This window comes from Bacillus sp. 7_6_55CFAA_CT2 (assembly GCF_000238655.1).
GTDB lineage: Bacteria > Bacillota > Bacilli > Bacillales > Bacillaceae_G > Bacillus_A > Bacillus_A cereus.
In genome coordinates this window covers 1,262,382-1,280,825 of the sequence record NZ_JH414708.1, presented here as the reverse complement: position 1 = coordinate 1,280,825, position 18,444 = coordinate 1,262,382, and the positions used below count along the sequence as shown (strand labels likewise).

Sequence of the window (18,444 nt, the reverse complement as noted above, 5' to 3'; positions counted from 1 at the left end):
TAAATAGAAATAAATTCTATTCCTATATATAGATAAATAATCTAAAAATTTATATAATAAGATTAGAAGTGTAGCATATTATTATTATTATTATTGAAAGGTCTTGGTATAATGCTAGGCATTAATGTCAAAAAAACAAATGAAGAGTTAATTATTTCATGGCAATTGGCGGAGATTACAATTCCATTACGTGATGTGATTGAGGTTACCGAAGATGCTACCTATGCTGGTGTTGAAGAAGTAGATGTAATACGTATTGGAACAGCTTATGGGACAACAGACCGTATTTTAATTAAAACAGTAAAACAAAATTATGTATTGTTTACTACAAATAAAGTTGCTATTTTAAATGCCATTCACGCTTAAATATAGGAGTCTTCTTGGCTAAAATGATAAAAATAAGCACATCTTGTTATAAAAACAGATGTGCTTATTTTTTAGTTTTTATGCATTTTTACGTTTTAAGAAAATAACTCCACCAGCAATTAACAGTAATGCTCCTGCAGCCATAGAAATCCAACTTGTAAGATTAGTACCTGTTTGCGGTAACCATCCAATTTTAGATTGAACTTCTTTCTTAGATTGTGGTTGCTCTTTTGGTTGTTCTGTAGTTGGAGTATTTTTATCTTGATTCGGCTGTTCTGGTTTTGGTTGCTCTGGTTTTACTTCTTTAAATTTCACTGTTTGTCCCTTATCTTCAATTTCAGCGTGAATAGCTACTAATATATTATCTTGATACAGTTCTTCAAATACTACTACTTCTTTACCTTGTAATGCAGAAGCATTAAATGTGAAATCTAGTGTGATAGAACCATTTTTCTCTTTAGCAGTAAACTTAGATTCTACTGTTACTTCTTTACCATCAACTAATAATGGCTTGTTTGTTGCTTTATCCATTAGTTTGCCTTTTACAACGTACTCTTTACCCACGATTAAGTCTTTGTATTCCACTTTATCTTGGATTGTTACAGATTTAGAAGCATCTAACTCTTTAGAACCATCAGCTTTGTTTGTTGCTGTCGTTTTTACTGATGGCTTAACGAACTTAACTGTTTGACCTTTATCATTGATATCAGCATGTGTCGTAACAACTTTTCCGTCTTTCAGTAACTCTTCAAATACTACTACTTCTTTTTCTTCTAAACCAGTTGCATCAAATGTGAAGTCTAATGTAATAGAACCATTTGCTTCTTTTGGTGTAAACTTCGTTTCAGCAGTTACTTCTTTACCATTTACAACGAATGGTTTATTAGTCTTTTTATCCATTAATTTACCTTTTAAAGTGTACTCTTTACCTACTTGTAGGTCTTTGAATTCCACTTTATCTTGGATTGTTACAGACTTAGAAGTGTGCATTTCTTTTGTACCATCTTTTTTATCAGATGCTGTTGTTTTAATTGAAGGAATCTTCTCATCTTTGACAATGTGTTTAATGATTTGACCATTCTCTTTAATTTCAAAAGAAAACGTCTCTTCATTTAAGATATAACCGTTTGGTGCAACAGTTTCTTTATATGTGTATTTTCCAAATGGTAACTTTTCAAATTTAGCGATACCTTTATCATCTGTTTTACCTTTTACTACTTCTTTTCCTGCTTCGTTATAAATTGTAAATTCTGCATTTGGAAGCTTGTTATTTCCATCAGCTACATCTACCTTTGTAATTTCTAGATCACCTTTGATAAGATGATTAACTGCCAATAACTCAATAATCTTTCCATGTTCCTTTATTTCGAACGCAATCGGTTCTTTAACAAGAACGTAACCATTTGGAGAAGCCTTTTCTACAAATGAATATTTACCATACGCTAAATCTTTGACGTTAATCTCACCATTTTTATCTGTCTTATATTCCCCAACTACTTTTCCACTTGCATCTTTTAGCTCGAATGCTGCACCTTCTAATTTTTTACTAATATCTTCATTATCTACTTTTAGTAATTTTACACTACCTTTCACTTCGGTATTTTCCACTGTAAAAGTAAGTGTTTTATTGTGCTCTTTAATTTCAAAAGGATACTTTGTTTTATTTCCAATATATCCATTAGGTGTTTTTGTCTCTAAGAAATAATATTTACCATACGTAAGATCTTCAACGTTTGCAATTCCATTTTCTTTTGTTACTACTTTTTTCTACTTCTTTTCCATCTTCAGTGAAGACTGTGAATTCAACATTTGGTAAAATCTTTCCTGAATCACTAAGCTTTTTAATTTCGATGTTACCTTTTACTTTGTTATTTACTATTTGGACAGCTCCTGTTTCCCCTGTCTTAACTTCAATAGTTTGTGGTTTATCATCTGAAACATAGCCTGTTGGTGCTTTAATTTCTTTTAATGTGTAAGTACCAATTGGTAAGTTGTTTAATTCTGCCATACCATCAGCACCAGTCGTGATTTTTCCGACTGATTCATTATTTGCATTAAAGACCTCAAATACTGCACCAGCTAAAACTTCTCCATTTTCTCCAACTTTTTTAATTTTTAAAGAACCAGCTGCTTCCCAATTTACTGCAAGATCACTACTAAGCTTTTCTTCATTTCTTTCTAATAGTACTGTAGCATTCTGAACAGTATCCGTACCACGGTAAGCAATTGCTTGAACTTTAGTTAAATTAGCAGCAACACTTAAATTAAATTCACCCGTTTTTGTATTTTTAGGAATTTGGATACGAAATTTTTCTCCAACTGAAAGCTGATCTTTCACTTCTCCATTTTCACTAACAATTCTAACTCCATTAGGTGCATTTTTCGCTACTACTTTATAAGAACCACTCTTAGCATTTGTTTGTACTGTATATAGATTCGTTTCGAAGAATTCACCTTTTAATTCTGCTTTTTGTTTTTCAGCTGGGATAACATTCATATAAATATCTTGCGTATCCCCACTATTATTAGCAGCATTAATAATTGTCTTAGCTGCTTTTTCAACATTTTTATTCTCATGTTTTAATTCATTTACATCGAGTTGACCTAATGCATTCCAAACCGCAAGTTGCGTTGCATAATGCGCTTCATTTTTATTAGCTACTCCCAGCTGTTCAGCACTTTTTTGCGGGAAACCATTTAATAAGACTCTATATACTACATTATCTGTTTTCCCCATTTCAGGAAGATCTTCACCATTTGGTGATTTTAATCCAAGGGTTAAGCAATAAGCAATTTGACCACTTGAATTTTGAATCATTTCAGTGCGAATGTACTTACCTAGACTATTACTATAACTCCAGTCCATTGAATATTTCTCATGCGTCATAACCTCTGCACTAGCCCTAGGTAAAAATACATTAAGGAATAATGCCAGTACTGATAATAATGTAAAAACTCTTATAATGACTCTCTTACCCAATTTTGTAACCTCCCTAGAATAAATTAATCCGAGTATATATCGCAATATCTAAAACATTCACGATCGACCCAATTATCATTATAAAACAATAAATTACAAATATTAAATAATTTTAATAAAATAGTCAAAAAATTTACACATTTTATTATTTATCAAGTTTTTTAACGAATTTACTATATACAAATTCTAAAACACACCTACAATTTAAAAGACAAATATGTATGTTAAATATATAAATAGCAATTCCTTTACTCCAGTTATTAAGCTTTCCCCTATTAAAAATAGCCTTTTCATTTTCTTGTTAACCTGAGTAATTTATACACCTCTTTTAATCTATTACACTCCTCCATTTAAATATAAAGGTGACTTCTCGTTCAAATAATAAAGTGAAACTTTAATCCGCCCGATTCCCACCTAACTTCTTTGCTTTCATTGAATTTTTGGGCGGGAGTCTTACTGCCCAAAAATAACGGGATATATTATGCAATATTGCATTTGATAATCATTTTCATTGTAACTATAATGATTACATGATTACTATTAATCTAATATTCTACATGGAGGTTTTATTATGTTTAAAAAAATTATTGTATCTTCTATGGCGCTTACTATGTTCGGTGGAGCTGCAACTATGCTAGAGGCACCTACTGCTCAAGCAGCTTCTTATAACTCAACGTCATCCTCTTACTTTGATGTCACTCCTGAAGAGGCCGTGGCTTTCTATCAATCTCAAGACTATAAAAAATTAAAAGTATTTTTGGATGACTTTGAAGCTAGAAACCCTTATACTCCAGGTGGAGGCTACGCTCAAGGGAGTGTACGTATGCAAAAATTCAACGATGCTCTTAGAGATGCCAAATTAACAAATGTCTACCAAGAATTTATTAGAATCTCATACTACAATCATTATCCAGAACCAAAATAATAACAACGGATTAAATGTTTATTATTTCTATAACTTAGCCTAATTTTAAATGTATAACCTAAAAATAATTACTAAAAACCACTCATATAAGGGTGGTTTTTCTATTTCCCCATATAATTTAGCGGAATGTTCCATCATCTTTATTTTACTATCTTTTATAGTAGACATTCTCTCGTTGACACAATCTAGTAGGTTAGCAATGGGAATATCAAAATATATTTATAATTATTTTCTGTTTAATAGCAAAAAACGAACACCCTCTCAATTAGATAAGGTGCTCGTTTTTATTTTTATCGGTAATTCTCAATTCAATTTAGCTTCTTTCCGATAAGTAAAGATTAAATTAACTTAAAAGCATAGCGTTTTAAATTTAATTCATAGATCTTACTGAAACTTGGAATTGCCCCTTAGAACCATCATCATTTGAAACGTAAATTTTATATGTTCCATTCGGTAATGAAGATAAAGCATTCCGTACATTTGTAACATTAATTTGTTGTTCTCCAGGTTTTATATAACCACCAACAATTAGCTCTGTATTTGGACCTTTTACACTATATCCCATTGTATTTTGACCATTATTTTTCATAGAGAAGCTTAAGTCAGCACTCCCATCATATACGAAAGAAGTTACAGCTTCGCCACTATAATCCATTGTTTGGGTTAATAATAAGTCTGCAGAAACATGTTCAACTACATGAATTGGATCGTTCGTTTTGTGTACTTCTTCAGCATAAGTATTATTCCCTAACACACCAAGTGTTAATGCTGAAACTACTCCACAACTAAGCACTAGTTTATTTAACTTCATTTTAAGTTCCCCCTTGATGTTTGTATTCTATTACCATCATACATCCTTTTTTAAGTGCGCTTTTATGTAATAATTCATATCTATAAACCTATATATTTTAACTTTAAGCCTTAATAGTTATTGAGAAAGCCACATAGATAAAGCTACAATATTACACTTCATAAAAAACATGTAAATTTTAAAATCTTTTTCTAACAAAGTTTTCTACGAGTAAGTACCAAAATACTCAAATAAATAGCATTTCTATTTCAGATAAAATGTACTAATAAAATTTTTCTAAAATTTCACTTTGTAATTTGATATATTCCATGTTAATATAACGAAGGCTACAAAACAGGAGTCACCACGCATATCATTTTCACAGAATATTCATACTTAAAAAGACTTATTTTATCAGTAACTCAATCCAAATTTCATCTATACAAAAGTTAGTTTATAATTTCATATATACATAAATTTAAATAGATTTTTTATCTATTATTTTTTCTATTTTCCTTATCAATTTTAATACGAGTAATATAACAGCACTTTTCAAGTACCCTTCCTTTTTTAGATAAAAAGTCTACTAATACTAAACATCTATGTCCAACTCATACATAATTCTACTTACAAACTATCGGAGATGCAAAACTATGGGAATTTCTACTCTTTTATTAAATACCTTTATTATAATAATTTGTATCCTTAGCTATCACGTATTTTGGCTAGAGTTTAAAGAAAAAATAACATGTAATAATATGTTATTTTCTATCCTTTCCTCCATTGCTATTATTTTTTGTATGACTTTTCCTTTTCATTTACATGTGGGATTTATTTATGATTTACGTTTTATTCCTATAATATTAGTTTTTCTATATGGAAATACAAAAAACATTGTTTTTATAGGAATTTTATATCTTTCTTACCGGTTTTACTTAGGCGGAAATGGCGTTCTTCCATCATTTATTATCTTTACTATCATTTCTGTTATAACAATGCTCTTTCGTTACTTATTACCTATGTATTTTAAAGAAAAAAAGATATTATTAAGCTTACTTCTTATTTTAGTATGTACAGCTTCCCTTTCTATTTGCGGTATTGTAACTCAAATAAATACAGGAGGTAAAATAGACTCTACTCTCATAGAATTTTTATTAAATTATATAATCATTAATATTTTCACAGTATTATTATCAGTTTATTTTATAGAGGAAATGATTGAGAAATATAAAATGAAAGAAAAACTGCAACGGGCTGAAAAATTTTATATAGCTAGCGAACTAGCAGCGTCAATTGCACACGAAATCCACAATCCACTAACCACGGTACATGGATTCACTCAATTATTAAATGAAAAACATGCCTCTAAGCTATCTCAGGATCAATACTTAGAAATCATGTTAATTGAAATGCAGCAAATACAATCTACTATTAATAACTATTTATCTTTAACCAAACCACAGAATACCCTAAAAGAAAAAATAGATATTAATCACATTTTAAATCAGGTGAAAGATACTATTTCACCACTCGCTCTATCATACAAAGTTGAAATCAAACAAAATAGTACAGATTCCTTTTATATAAATGGGGACCCCGAAAAATTCAAACTCTGTCTAAACAACATCATCCAAAACGGAATTGAGGCTATGAAAAATGGTGGATTATTACAAATAAATATACAAAAAGTAAAAGGAAATATCATAATTGATATTATTGATTCAGGAATTGGGATGTCATCTCAACAAATAAAACGAATTGCTTTGCCATTCTATTCAACAACAGAAAAAGGAACTGGGCTTGGTACTATGATTGCTTATAGTATTATTAGAGAATTAAACGGAGATATAGAAATAGAGAGTGAATTAGGTAAAGGGACACGCTTTTCTATTAGTATCCCTTGCTAATGTGATAACAATTTTCTGTTTAGTTAATTACATAAATGAATTTTAAGAATTCCGCTAGCTAGCTTACTTATTAATTATCTTAAATTCATATGCGTTAATTAAATATAATAAGGATCAGAGCTTATCTATTGTTACAGATACACTCTGATCCTTTAGTTTAACTACATTAAACGCACTTAATATTTATAACTTTTCTTACATCGTGATGAAATACTAGTTCATCGATTTTATCTCATTTACTGATTAGATTTGTTTAATGTAAATATAATATCTCGCGACACTTAATTTGTTATTATCACTAGTGACATTTCCTGCAGTTGTTTTTTCATTAAAGTACAGACCTTTTTCCATTCATCGAAAAAGACAACTCCCCTTCTACTACTTCACTTCTACCGTATAATTCCCTGTCCCCCCGCCATACTGATACACATGTAAATAATACTTCCCTGGATACGTGTAGTAGCTACCTACTAATTTATTCCCTTGTTGCTGAGCATACGTAACATAATTATTTAAATCTGCTTCAGAATAAAGTACCCAGTTCATTCCAATATTATTTTCATTCGTTACGTTAATTTGAAGGTTTTTAGCAGTCTCCACATTAATTTCAAAGAAATCACTTGTATCGCCATTTCCTAAACTAGCACGTAAAACTTGATTTAACTGCAATTTGTTTGCTGTTTGGAATGAGTTATTCGGTTCTTTTTCTACACTGTTATCTTCTTTCTTTTGAACAGTTACAGTCGCTGTAGCAGTATTAGTTGCTCCTTTATCGTCTGTTACTGTTAATTTAGCCGTATATGCTCCTTCTTTTGTATATACGTGAGTTGGATTTTGCTCATTACTTACTGCTCCATCACCAAACTCCCATTTATATGAAATAATTTTCCCATCTTCATCTTTTGATCCGTTGCTTGTAAATAAAATTGCTTCATTTACATTTCCACTATACGGACCGTTTATAACCGCAACTGGCGCTTTATTCTCTGCCCCTTCTTCCGTATTAATACCATGGAACACAACATCATATTCAAATTGTCCTGATGCATTCACGCGATAATTTACGAAGTATGCTGTTACTGTTTTATAGCCTGTCCATTCCTTTGCACTTAAACGTTTTAACGTATCATTAACGTTTTGTGTAATTGTTTTCCAATCTTCATATTCTCCTTTTGCTGCAGTTCCTGTATATGTTCCTTGTAGTGTGAATGTATTAAAGAACTGTGATTTATTTTTCTTCACTGATACATTTTTCAATTTTGCTTCCGCTGTTATTTCTGCTGCAATATCTGAAACTGGCTTCGATGCATGATTCGCTAAATAATCGTCTGATACTAATGGCACATTATATTTCTCACGATTATCAACTAGCATTTGCATATAGTCTTGATATTCTTTATTTAAATTCGCATCTTTACTTAATGTAGAGCGATATGCATCATATGCTGTTACATCATTTTTCCTAATAAGATCATGTATTTTATCGAACATATCATATCTCTTATTGTACATATACGATTGTAAAGCAAAGGAATAATTATAGAAATCCCACGTTCCATACTTTGCATTTAACGTTCGCTCTGCCGTATAACGCTCTGCTGGATTTGAAGATAATCCTCCTATAATACTCTTTCTCGGTACAACATTATCCGTTCTCGTTGCCCCTGCAAAAAATTCAGCATTCCCTTCTTCAAACCAAGATAATCTTTCATTTTCATATATTTTCCCTTGTCCCCATAACCCTGGTACTTCATATCTACCTTGTAAATAATGCGTGAACTCGTGTCTGAATAATTCTTCTAAACTATAAATACTTTCTTCTGGCGTACGCTCATAAGTAAAGAACGTACCTGTTCCTTCTATATAAAGACCACCGTTATTCGTTTCATAACCGTACAATTGACGATTAAATTGATATTCTGCTGGGCTATTATAAATAACCATCGTTAGTACATCATCAGGATTTCCTTTTTCTAAAGGTTGATCACTTTCAACCGTACGATGGAATTGTGCCTTCACTTCTTTTGCCGCCCAATATAAACGTTTTACTTTTTCTTCTGTCACTTTATCTCCAGCTTTTAAAACAATTGCCCCATCATCAAACGTATACGTTTTTGGCAAATATTTTTTCTTTCCATCTTCTCTTATTTGATCTAAATTCACCACTTTACCATTTGCATCTTTTCCGCCATAATTCGTTGCGATTTGCTCAGCAGCTACGAAATATTGCTCCCCTAAATACGGATAAATTTTCATCGCATCTGTTACAACTTGTAACCCTTTCGTTCCTGTACTATGGAATGTACCGAGTCTACCTGTATAATAAATGCCATTATTAATAAGCCAACCGGTTTTTGCTGTAATCGTTCCCATTAATGCAAAACGACTTAGTTCATTAATATAACTATCTATTTTCTGATACCATACTGTATCTTTCGGTGCTTTCCTCGTATCGTACAAATACGATTGAATGTCGTAATCAACACCTTGCATAATATCGTAAATAGCATTTCCAGCTGAAAGATTATCTACTAATGTAGAAAAATTATCATTATATTGTTTAAAAATCTTTGCAGCTGATGTTATCGTTTCCACATCACTCGAAGCGTTTCCTATTAACTTTCCGTATGATGATACCACTCTATTTTGCTCTAATGTACCCAGCTTGAAATTTGAATTGTTAGCTATCGCTTTTAATGCAGGTAAGCATTTATCATGATAACTCCGTTCATTTAATTTACTAAGTTCCGAATTATAAAATCCTAAATAAAATCCTGAACGCAATACCTCCACTAATGTCTCAATCCCTTTTGAATCATCCTTCGTATAGGCTTGTCCTTGCTGCTTCAATTTATCAATAATCGCCTGCATCCTACTATCATTTTGATAGAATGCTAGACTGTCTGTATTAAACTGAAATAGCCCCGTAATTTGCTCCCAATCAATTGTTACAAGTAAATCTACTAACTGCTGATTGCTTAATTGATTTAATTCAGCAATTGTATAAGTTTTCGCTACAGCTAATTGCTTACTTTCTTTTTTCACCTCAGGTGGTCTTTGTGATAAATCGGCAAATTGTAGCCTTTTCTCAAAAGACTTGCTTTCGAGCACTTTCGATGAATGAGCTAATTCTTGTACTGGTAGTTGTACACCGACTGGCTCCATTTTGAGCACATTTCGATAAGAAACTTGCTCTCCCTTAGTATCTTCTGCCAAACTGCCCCCTTGAAAACTCCCTAACATTAAACTAGCAAAACTTACCCCTACTAACATTTTCTTTGAATAGCTTTTCATGCTCTCCCCTACCTTACATTTTTAGTGTCCCGCTCCATTATTTTACTATTTTTACTTTTTGTCCTGTATTGAGAAAAAATAAGGTAACGTTCACACATATATTCATTTCATGTAAAATTAACGCTTGACTTTCCGTGCATTTTAGATCAAAAAAAGATAGATAATAGCAAAATTTCTGCTACATCTATCCTCGTTTTCAACACTATGATTTTAACTTTATAAACGTAACTTCCGGTAATGTTTGCATATGCTGAATAAACTCATTCTTTTCTTCTGACGATATATTTTTCAGCTGCATTCCTACCTTATAAACAGTTTCTGTACCTTGCTGTGAAGCTTCCACCTCATATGAGAGTATTGGGATGCCTTTCACTTGTAGTGTTTCTAATATTTGTTGTATCGCTTCATGTTTATTTACAAACATTTGCACTGTTATATTTTGTGGAAATAGAAATTGCACCTTAAAAATACGACTTACAATTTCTAAACCAATTAAAACGAGAATCGTCGCTCCAATGCCTACTACATACATTCCCGCTCCAATTGCTAATCCTATACCGGCAGTAGCCCATAAACCAGCCGCGGTCGTTAATCCTTTCACCGCCTGCTTTTGAATAATAATTGTGCCTGCACCTAAAAAACCAACTCCACTAACGACTTGTGCTGCAATCCGACTTGGGTCTAGAGACGTATGCTCTTCATACACAATATCTGAAAAGGCATATTTCGAAACAACCATTATTAACGCACTTCCTACCGCTACGAGGAAATGAGTCTTTAATCCAGCTTCTTTCGATCGAATTTCTCTTTCAATACCAATCATTGCTCCTAACAAGCCAGCAACACCGATTCGTATAATAAAATCAAAATCTACACTCACGGGCACTTCCCCCTTTCATTCATTATAGATAGATAAAACAAAAATTATCACAAACATCCATTTATCACCATGAAAGAATACCACTAAAATACACTTAATACTCCGACTGTTTTATGTTAATATTTTAAATATTAACATAAAATAAATAACTCCTGATTTTAAACCTTCACTAATTTTCTAAAAAACCAAAGGTGGATTGCATGAAATTAGGTTGAGAAATTTTAGAAAACGCTTTCATTTTGTTTCATAATTTTTTATAAAAAATACATAAATAAAGGAGCTTACTAACAATGAACGTCTCGTTACTTACACCTACTACTGATTTACAAGAAGAATACTTAGATTTCTATAACGAATGGAAAGATAGCGGTGAAACAATGATCCCGTGGGTTATCTCAAAAAATCCTGCCAACTTCCCAGCTATGGTTCAAGAACTTCTCGATGCGCATAACGGAATAAATATCCCTGAAACTTGGGTACCAGACTCTACATATTGGCTTGTTACAGATGAAAATAAAATTGTGGGAGCTGTTAATATACGTCATAGTTTAACCGAACATTTATTTAACGCTGGCGGTCATATTGGTTATGGCATTCGCCCTTCTGAAAGAAGAAAAGGTTATGCTACGAAGTTACTAGCATTATCATTAGAAAAAACGAAGGAATTAGAAATCACGAAAGTACTTGTCGTTTGCGACGCAGTGAATACCGCTTCTGAAAAAACGATTTTACATAACGGCGGGCTTCGTGATGATGATTTCACTGAGGAAGATGGGAATGTAGTAAGAAGATATTGGATTGAGCTATGAATGATCACAAATAAGCGAGAAAGTGATTATACACTTTCTCGCTTATTTTACACTGCTTCTATTTCAAACTGCACTGTAATACCACTTGGATCTACCACCACAAACCCATTTGTAGTTTCATTTATTTCATGTTGTTTTTCTATTAATCTTTCTTTCACTTCATCTAACGCTTCTTTATACGGTAGTACAATCGTATACACCTTTAGCCCAGTTGCATGTACTGGTGGGTGTGGATTGTTTACTCCGTTCCACGTATTTGCACCAATATGGTGATGATATCCCCCTGCTGAAATAAATAAGCAATCCTCTTCACGCTGTTGTACTTCAAAACCTACTGTTTCCACATAAAATTCATGTGATTTCTCTACATCAGCTATTCGTAAATGTACGTGCCCAACGACAGTATTAGCAGGCAAACCATCAAACTCATAATCAACGAATGTTGCCAATTCTTTTAAATCAAGTGGTGTACTTCCTCCTGGCCCTTCTCCCCATCGATCGCGCGGACGGTCTGCATAAATTTCAATACCATTCCCCTCTAAATCTTGCAAATAAAAAGCTTCGCTATATGTATGATCACTTGCACTATTAAACCTTGAAATTGGTAAAATTTCATTTGAATATGTATAACGCCCTTCTTGCTCAGCCGGGCTGTCAATTACATTCTTATTACGAAGAACCCCAAATAGCGCAGAAGCAAAAGCTTCACGAGTCGGAACTAAAAAGGCTACATGATATATACCAGTCGTACGCGGTTCTTGCAGTACCCCGTCCTCTAACTTTTCAAGAACAAGTAACGCATTCTTTCCACCTTTTCCAGATAAATATGCTTTATTCCCCTCTTGCTTAATTACCTCTAATCCTACAACATTCTCATAAAAAGCAATTTGACGCTCTAAATCTTTCACTTTAAATTCAACATGACCAATACGTGTTTTCGGATGAATTTTTACCATGAATAACTTCATCTCCTTATCCCTATATTTTCCCATTACATATAACCGTTACTATGAAGGATACAACTAAAATCATCCTATGTAAATAAGAAAAGTCAGAATTTACATACATTTTTATTTTCATAATAAAAAGCCACCTTTTCTAACTTTTAGAAAAGGTGGCTTTTTAACTCTTATCTCATTTTATGTACTTCAGCAACTAGCTTTCCACCCTGAATGCCCATATAAAGCTTCACAGGTGCATCATTCGTATTTTCAAATACTAAATCTAAGTATGGATATGCAATTGTAGCATCTCTTCCTTGTGGAACATAACCTACCGTTTTAGAATGTGTAGTTCTCTCCACCATTTTCAGACCAGCTTGATCTGCTGCATTGTATAAAGTTGAAGATGTTTGACAAACACCACCGCCATATCCATCTACTAATTTACCATCAACTATTTCTTTCCCTAATTGATATCCTTTATCTGGTGTTGTATCACCGATTAATGAATTAAAAGAGAAACGGTCTCCTTTTGCTAACACAACTCCATTTATGCTCGCTGCTGACAAACGAATATTCTCAATACGGCCACCTGTTGAACCACCTAAGTTCGTTTCATATCTACCAATTACCGTACCATTTCCTTGCGCATCACTTAATGTTGCGACTGGTTTTTTCTCCACGATCGGCAACTGATACGTAGCATCCCACATACCAACATTTAACAATTTATCTACTAATTCTTTTTCCATTAATTCATAAGAAGGTTTTCCTTCTTGCCAACTTCCATCAGGTGCTATACGTGAAGGAACCATTTTTTTGTCGACGCTTTTTCCAACCTCACCAACAACCTTTGTTACAGACTTTTTAAATTTCGCTTCATCTTCAAAATAGCCTAAACTAGATAAATCTAATTTTTTCACTTCAGTACCAGTTCGACCATCAACTAAACTAATAGTATCCTGCACTTCTGCTTTAGCCTCTACAGTATGCCCACCAATATCACTTACCAATGCAACATCACTTACTTTTGCACCACAGCCACTCATTATAGCTACACATAACACCCCAACCAATATACCCTTTACTTTACGGAACAATATACTCTCTCCCTTTCCCCAACATCACTATTATGTATTTATTTCATTTTCATGTATGTTTTGTTACAATCATTTTACAATATGTTTATAAAATGTTACAAGTTATTTTTCACTCTATATAAATTACTCTTTTCTTTTATAAATGTCTATACATATTTACATAAAAGTTTGAGTTTGATAGAATTGTAACTTTTATGTAAACTCTCCCTTTTATCCAGTATATACCATCATACAAAAGAAATACAAATCAAAAACCCTCAAGCTATTTTTTATAAAGTGAAACTTTAATCAGTGGGGTCTTACTGCCCGTTAATGCGGGATAAAGAGAAATCCCGTCAACATAAATAGGTATTTGCCGTGCCACCGCTCCGCTTTTGCACATACATTATGGTGTATTCAACCTATTTTAAAGAAATGGAGGATGTTATTATGTATCCCTACAATCCATATGATCCATATAATCAATATGCGTACCAACAACCACAGTATGACTTACAAACACAATATCAATCTTATATAGATCAAGCAGAGCACACGAATCCATACGACCAAAATAGACAATTCCAACTTCCAATCTCTTTTCCTGGCACTGGAAATCGTCAATTAGAAAGACGCGTAAATGAGCTTGAACAAAGAGTACGTCAACTAGAAAATACAGTTGAGCGCCATACACGTAGACTCAACCGCTTAAACCAACGTTTACGCACAGTAGAAAACAGACTAAACATTCCATTCGCAGCATTAGAAGACGGATTTTAATTGAAAAAATAAAAATTATATAAGGAAGGGGCTCCCCCTTCCTTATATAAATTGACGAAAGTTTTTTCCATCTCTATACTGATAAGAGTTAATGAAATGAAACAAGGTGATAAATATGGATTTTGAAATAAATTATCTTTCCTTTTATGTTGTACAAGTAGAAGGAAAAGGTGAAGCAGTTGATAAACGCTACAAACATTTTCAAACTTTAGACGCTGAAGAATATGAAGATAGCTCCTTAAAAGAATTTTTGAATGGTGAGTTATTAAAAATATCGAAGCGAAAAGTAGAACGTCATGCAAAAACAGAACAAGCCCCAACAAAAATTGGTCGCTTTATTGTAGAAGAAGGGCACGAACTTGATTCAAACCCTCATTACAACCTTTTTAATCGTATTCGCTTTGCAGAAACAAAAGAAAACTTTAAAGATATGAGCGAACCTCTCGTTTATACATATCTTGACACAAGCGCTGTACGTGGTGGTGTATTTTTAATTGCTCAGGCAAAACTACGCAAATACTTTGATGATCCATTTGTATTCGTAATGAAATGCGACTTCGAACCAAAGGTTGCTTCTATTTCTGATGAATCAACACTGATTCGTAACGTTGAAATGGCCATCACAACAAAGAATATGAAATCTATCCAATATCCGTACATGCCTGAAGAAGGGATGGCTGAAGTAGGCGAACTAAAAATACATCAAGCATCACATGCCCGCTACTTTGAAGACTTCTTAAAATTCGTCGAATATGAACGCTCTATGCCTGAAATTATGAAAACACAAGTAATGGACATGGTATACGACCAAATTGAAGATGTATTTGAAGAAGGTACGGAAGAACGCGAACAATTCGACCAAGCGATGGAAGTATGGGCTGCCAGTCCGAAACGCGAAATTATGGAACAATTTTCAACCGAAGAAGTAATGGAAGCAACCGCTCAAATCGTCGAGCATGCTCCTGAAGTGGAATTAAAACTAAAAGCCGATCATATCTCTGTGAAGGCGTTGCTTGCGGATTTTGGGGATCAAATACATATTGCGAAGGTAAATGATCGATATGTACTTATGATTGAAGCAGACACACTTACATTTGAAAAAGGCTTCTCTCCTATTGAGTTTCTGAAGCCAGATGAGCTGCAAGATGTGATTGAGCGGATTGAGAATAAGCAGCAGTATTCGTTTGATCCGAGCGGTATTGAATAAAGTGAAACTTTAATCAGTGGGGTTTTGTTCATCCCCCACTAATTATTAGCCCTCACCAATCGGGCTTTTACGGGATAAATACTTCCATATAACTGTTGTTACTGGGCGCTTTTAATAAGCGCTCTTTTATTTATATTAAAAACCGATTCTACTAAGAATCGATTTTTCTGCTTTATAATAAAACATGTTTATTTTTAAATTTTTTTGATGCAAGATGACATTTGTTGCAGAATCAAATATATCCCTTCCTTGTTATACAGGCTTATTTCCATTAGAAATATCTACTTCAATATTTCTAGTTGACCAAGTCCTTCTATAAGTTGTTAAAATGCAAATTTCACTTTACTACCTCAAATTTATTGTACTCGTAAAAAGATAATTGAAAACGATATTCCGGATGTTCTCTCACCCAATCGTAGGCTTCTTCTAAAATTTCCATTTTGTTTTGCAAGTCATTAAGTTCACTACATTCGTCCCTTTTCTGTTTGCACAGAGGGCAGAATCCATTCACTATTTCCGCACTCGTCGCCCTAATAGTTTTACTTTCTAAATCAACTACTAGACGAAGAATAACAGAATGCTCTTCTTTTGTAGTCACCTTCATTTCAGCAATCCGATCCTCATTCCAAAAGACACCGTTTAATTCCATCTTTACTGTGACATCTTTAATATCCAAGTCTACCACTATCATACCTCCCTTATACAAAACTCAATCTTACTCTTCTATTTTAAACTTTAATACACCACAACTTAAAGAGATATTAAGTTTTTTCCAATTCTTCTTTACTATGAAAGAAAGTGTAGTTAATGCTAATTGTGTAGTAAATATTATCCAAAAAACTAAAACAGTTTAAATGTTAAAGATTGTTTCCATTAAGCTACACTCTTTTCTTTATATATATTTTTATTTTATTAATACAGTTTAAAACTCTTATTACGTCTTAACACTCCCAAAGCAATTATAATGCACAATCACAACAACAAGTTGATGCCTATTTAATATCAATACGCTGTTATTACATGTATGTAGTTAGAGATGGAGGAGCAATTCATTTAACCTCTGTATTCTCCTCCATCTCAGCCAAATACCTAATCTGCCGTTCCGCTTTTCTCACTGCTGTACGAAAATGTTTTTTCAGGAGTTCTACTGTATTTTCACTTATATAATATCTTTCCGTTATACTTTCCCACGTGTCACCACTTTCAAATGTACTCCATTCAAAAGGGCGTTCTGTATTTTTCTTTAGTTCTTTAAACACCCATTTTCGCATCTTTTTTTCGCTTTTTCTGTTAGTTTTCCGTTTTTTACAAGTTCAAGTTCACCATGTCTTTTGTATCGCTTATTAATATCTCTCTCGCTACACACTTTAAGAAGTATATTTGCTGTATTTTCAGCATCTGCTAAAGCACGGTGCTGTTTTCCTTCCCACGTTAAAGCGAGCTGTTCTACCGCAAATTGTAAACTTGGCGTATGTTCAAACAATTCCTCATATGCTTGGAAAACAAATTTTTGCAAATCAATTCTATTTTCTTTTTCTATACTTGGGCATTCAACACCATATAATGTACAATCATGAGATAGAAAGCGATAATCTTCTTTTCCCCATGAAACAAATATAGAACCTTCGCCGATGAACTGAATAAATTTCTCTATAATTTGAGGGAATTTTTCTACACCCATTAAATCTTTTTTCGTAATACCGGTTAATTTTGTTGTATGACGAGTTAATCGTGCACTTGGTTTTACTAACTCCGAAAATTCTTCAATTATCTTCATTGTACCTATTTCTATTTTTACAGCTCCGATATCAACTATTTCTGACGGATCTTCTGATTTATACGGTCTGAAATTCCTCTCAATATCAAACACAATAAAATGTGTAGCGTTTTTCAATTTATTTACCTCTTTCTAAATTCCTTTTCACACAAACACTTTATTTTCAGTATTTATTTATTCATGTACTTTATACAAAAATACTCCGAATAAATAAATGAAAATTCAGTCTCGTTATGATATGTAAGTAGGAGGACATCTATAAAAATGCAAAAAAAAAGAAGGGCGAGCCCTTCTTTTTTCAAAAATTACTTCTTGTTTACGTTAGTAGCTTGAGGTCCACGGTTACCTTGTTCTACTTCGAAAGTAACTTCTTGACCTTCTTCTAAAGTTTTGAAGCCTTCGCCTTGGATAGCTGAGAAATGAACGAATACGTCTTCTCCGCCTTCAACTTCGATGAAACCGAAACCTTTTTCTGAGTTAAACCATTTTACTTTACCGTTTTGCATGAAAAAAATCCTCCTACAATGTACCTATATGTACATATTCATTTTCAACCACCTTACAATAATAAGCCAGATATTAAAAAACTGCAACCCCTGAGGAGATTTAACATTGCTATCCTCCTCGGAAGTTACAGCTCATTTAAATCTCTATATTATTAAAAGTAAAATGGTTTAAATATACTATATCATATCAATATAATAAAAGT

At 32.9% G+C, this 18,444-nt stretch carries 13 protein-coding genes and 2 pseudogenes; 6 read left to right on the top strand and 9 right to left on the bottom strand.

Features of this window, described 5'->3' with window-relative positions:
- Positions 1–111 precede the first annotated feature (111 nt).
- Positions 112–366 carry a SunI/YnzG family protein gene (locus tag HMPREF1014_RS06810; protein WP_000900695.1) on the top strand — a complete coding sequence of 85 codons (255 nt, stop codon included), beginning with the start codon at positions 112–114 and terminating at the stop codon, positions 364–366.
- Between the two features lie 78 nt (positions 367–444).
- On the opposite strand, the pseudogene HMPREF1014_RS06805 reads toward HMPREF1014_RS06810, so the two are convergent.
- Positions 445–3,346, bottom strand: a pseudogene (locus HMPREF1014_RS06805) (VaFE repeat-containing surface-anchored protein).
- Between the two features lie 571 nt (positions 3,347–3,917).
- Between HMPREF1014_RS06805 and HMPREF1014_RS06800 the strand changes: the two are divergent.
- Positions 3,918–4,271, top strand: a complete 354-nt coding sequence (locus HMPREF1014_RS06800) for a hypothetical protein (protein ID WP_000473483.1) — start codon at positions 3,918–3,920, stop codon at positions 4,269–4,271.
- 370 nt (positions 4,272–4,641) lie between these two features.
- Here the strand turns inward: HMPREF1014_RS06800 and HMPREF1014_RS06795 are convergent, their stop codons facing one another.
- Complete coding sequence (locus HMPREF1014_RS06795) at positions 4,642–5,082, bottom strand: hypothetical protein (RefSeq protein WP_000773519.1); 441 nt, start codon at positions 5,080–5,082, stop codon at positions 4,642–4,644.
- Between the two features lie 632 nt (positions 5,083–5,714).
- Here HMPREF1014_RS06795 and HMPREF1014_RS06790 point away from each other — a divergent pair.
- Complete coding sequence (locus HMPREF1014_RS06790; protein WP_000513016.1) at positions 5,715–6,968, top strand: sensor histidine kinase; 1,254 nt, start codon at positions 5,715–5,717, stop codon at positions 6,966–6,968.
- 378 nt (positions 6,969–7,346) lie between these two features.
- Here the strand turns inward: HMPREF1014_RS06790 and colA are convergent, their stop codons facing one another.
- The gene (gene colA, locus HMPREF1014_RS06785; protein WP_000844554.1) at positions 7,347–10,262 is read right to left on the bottom strand and encodes a collagenase ColA; all 2,916 of its coding nucleotides are present in this window, start codon (positions 10,260–10,262) and stop codon (positions 7,347–7,349) included.
- A 202-nt stretch (positions 10,263–10,464) separates the two neighbouring features.
- On the bottom strand, positions 10,465–11,142 hold the full coding sequence (locus HMPREF1014_RS06780) for an MgtC/SapB family protein (protein ID WP_000109728.1): 678 nt from the start codon (positions 11,140–11,142) through the stop codon (positions 10,465–10,467).
- A gap of 290 nt (positions 11,143–11,432) precedes the next feature.
- Between HMPREF1014_RS06780 and HMPREF1014_RS06775 the strand changes: the two genes are divergently transcribed.
- The gene (locus tag HMPREF1014_RS06775) at positions 11,433–11,951 is read left to right on the top strand and encodes a GNAT family N-acetyltransferase (RefSeq protein WP_001103119.1); all 519 of its coding nucleotides are present in this window, start codon (positions 11,433–11,435) and stop codon (positions 11,949–11,951) included.
- A 47-nt stretch (positions 11,952–11,998) separates the two neighbouring features.
- Here the strand turns inward: HMPREF1014_RS06775 and HMPREF1014_RS06770 are convergent, their stop codons facing one another.
- Together HMPREF1014_RS06770 and HMPREF1014_RS06765 are read right to left on the bottom strand one after the other, a co-directional pair.
- Positions 11,999–12,943, bottom strand: coding sequence for a VOC family protein (locus tag HMPREF1014_RS06770; protein WP_139256967.1), 945 nt, complete (start codon positions 12,941–12,943; stop codon positions 11,999–12,001).
- 137 nt (positions 12,944–13,080) lie between these two features.
- A complete protein-coding gene (locus tag HMPREF1014_RS06765) occupies positions 13,081–13,992 on the bottom strand; it encodes a VanW family protein (RefSeq protein ID WP_000488973.1) in 912 nt (303 codons plus the stop codon).
- A 429-nt stretch (positions 13,993–14,421) separates the two neighbouring features.
- On the opposite strand from HMPREF1014_RS06765, the gene HMPREF1014_RS06760 reads away from it, so the two are divergent.
- Together HMPREF1014_RS06760 and HMPREF1014_RS06755 are read left to right on the top strand one after the other, a co-directional pair.
- Positions 14,422–14,751 carry a hypothetical protein gene (locus HMPREF1014_RS06760; protein WP_000283715.1) on the top strand — a complete coding sequence of 110 codons (330 nt, stop codon included), beginning with the start codon at positions 14,422–14,424 and terminating at the stop codon, positions 14,749–14,751.
- 115 nt (positions 14,752–14,866) lie between these two features.
- On the top strand, positions 14,867–15,958 hold the full coding sequence (locus tag HMPREF1014_RS06755; protein WP_000345039.1) for a DUF3900 domain-containing protein: 1,092 nt from the start codon (positions 14,867–14,869) through the stop codon (positions 15,956–15,958).
- A gap of 337 nt (positions 15,959–16,295) precedes the next feature.
- Here HMPREF1014_RS06755 and HMPREF1014_RS06750 read toward each other — a convergent pair whose 3' ends face one another.
- From HMPREF1014_RS06750 to cspB, 3 genes and pseudogenes are all read right to left on the bottom strand, one after another.
- Positions 16,296–16,643, bottom strand: coding sequence for a hypothetical protein (locus HMPREF1014_RS06750; RefSeq protein WP_000227983.1), 348 nt, complete (start codon positions 16,641–16,643; stop codon positions 16,296–16,298).
- A gap of 364 nt (positions 16,644–17,007) precedes the next feature.
- Positions 17,008–17,852 (bottom strand): annotated as a pseudogene (locus HMPREF1014_RS06740) (exonuclease).
- Positions 17,853–18,040: 188 nt separating this feature from the next.
- Positions 18,041–18,241, bottom strand: coding sequence for a cold shock-like protein CspB (gene cspB / locus HMPREF1014_RS06735; protein WP_001179150.1), 201 nt, complete (start codon positions 18,239–18,241; stop codon positions 18,041–18,043).
- Positions 18,242–18,444 lie beyond the last annotated feature (203 nt).

What these genes read in the sequence shown, in the direction of transcription:
- HMPREF1014_RS06800 (WP_000473483.1), top strand. Translation starts at nt 3,918, where the DNA reads ATGTTTAAAAAAATTATTGTATCTTCTATGGCGCTTACTATGTTCGGT.
- HMPREF1014_RS06795 (WP_000773519.1), bottom strand. Translation starts at nt 5,082, where the DNA reads ATGAAGTTAAATAAACTAGTGCTTAGTTGTGGAGTAGTTTCAGCATTA.
- HMPREF1014_RS06760 (WP_000283715.1), top strand. Translation starts at nt 14,422, where the DNA reads ATGTATCCCTACAATCCATATGATCCATATAATCAATATGCGTACCAA.
- HMPREF1014_RS06775 (WP_001103119.1), top strand. Translation starts at nt 11,433, where the DNA reads ATGAACGTCTCGTTACTTACACCTACTACTGATTTACAAGAAGAATAC.
- cspB (WP_001179150.1), bottom strand. Translation starts at nt 18,241, where the DNA reads ATGCAAAACGGTAAAGTAAAATGGTTTAACTCAGAAAAAGGTTTCGGT.
- HMPREF1014_RS06810 (WP_000900695.1), top strand. Translation starts at nt 112, where the DNA reads ATGCTAGGCATTAATGTCAAAAAAACAAATGAAGAGTTAATTATTTCA.
- HMPREF1014_RS06770 (WP_139256967.1), bottom strand. Translation starts at nt 12,943, where the DNA reads ATGGGAAAATATAGGGATAAGGAGATGAAGTTATTCATGGTAAAAATT.
- HMPREF1014_RS06755 (WP_000345039.1), top strand. Translation starts at nt 14,867, where the DNA reads ATGGATTTTGAAATAAATTATCTTTCCTTTTATGTTGTACAAGTAGAA.
- HMPREF1014_RS06790 (WP_000513016.1), top strand. Translation starts at nt 5,715, where the DNA reads ATGGGAATTTCTACTCTTTTATTAAATACCTTTATTATAATAATTTGT.
- colA (WP_000844554.1), bottom strand. Translation starts at nt 10,262, where the DNA reads ATGAAAAGCTATTCAAAGAAAATGTTAGTAGGGGTAAGTTTTGCTAGT.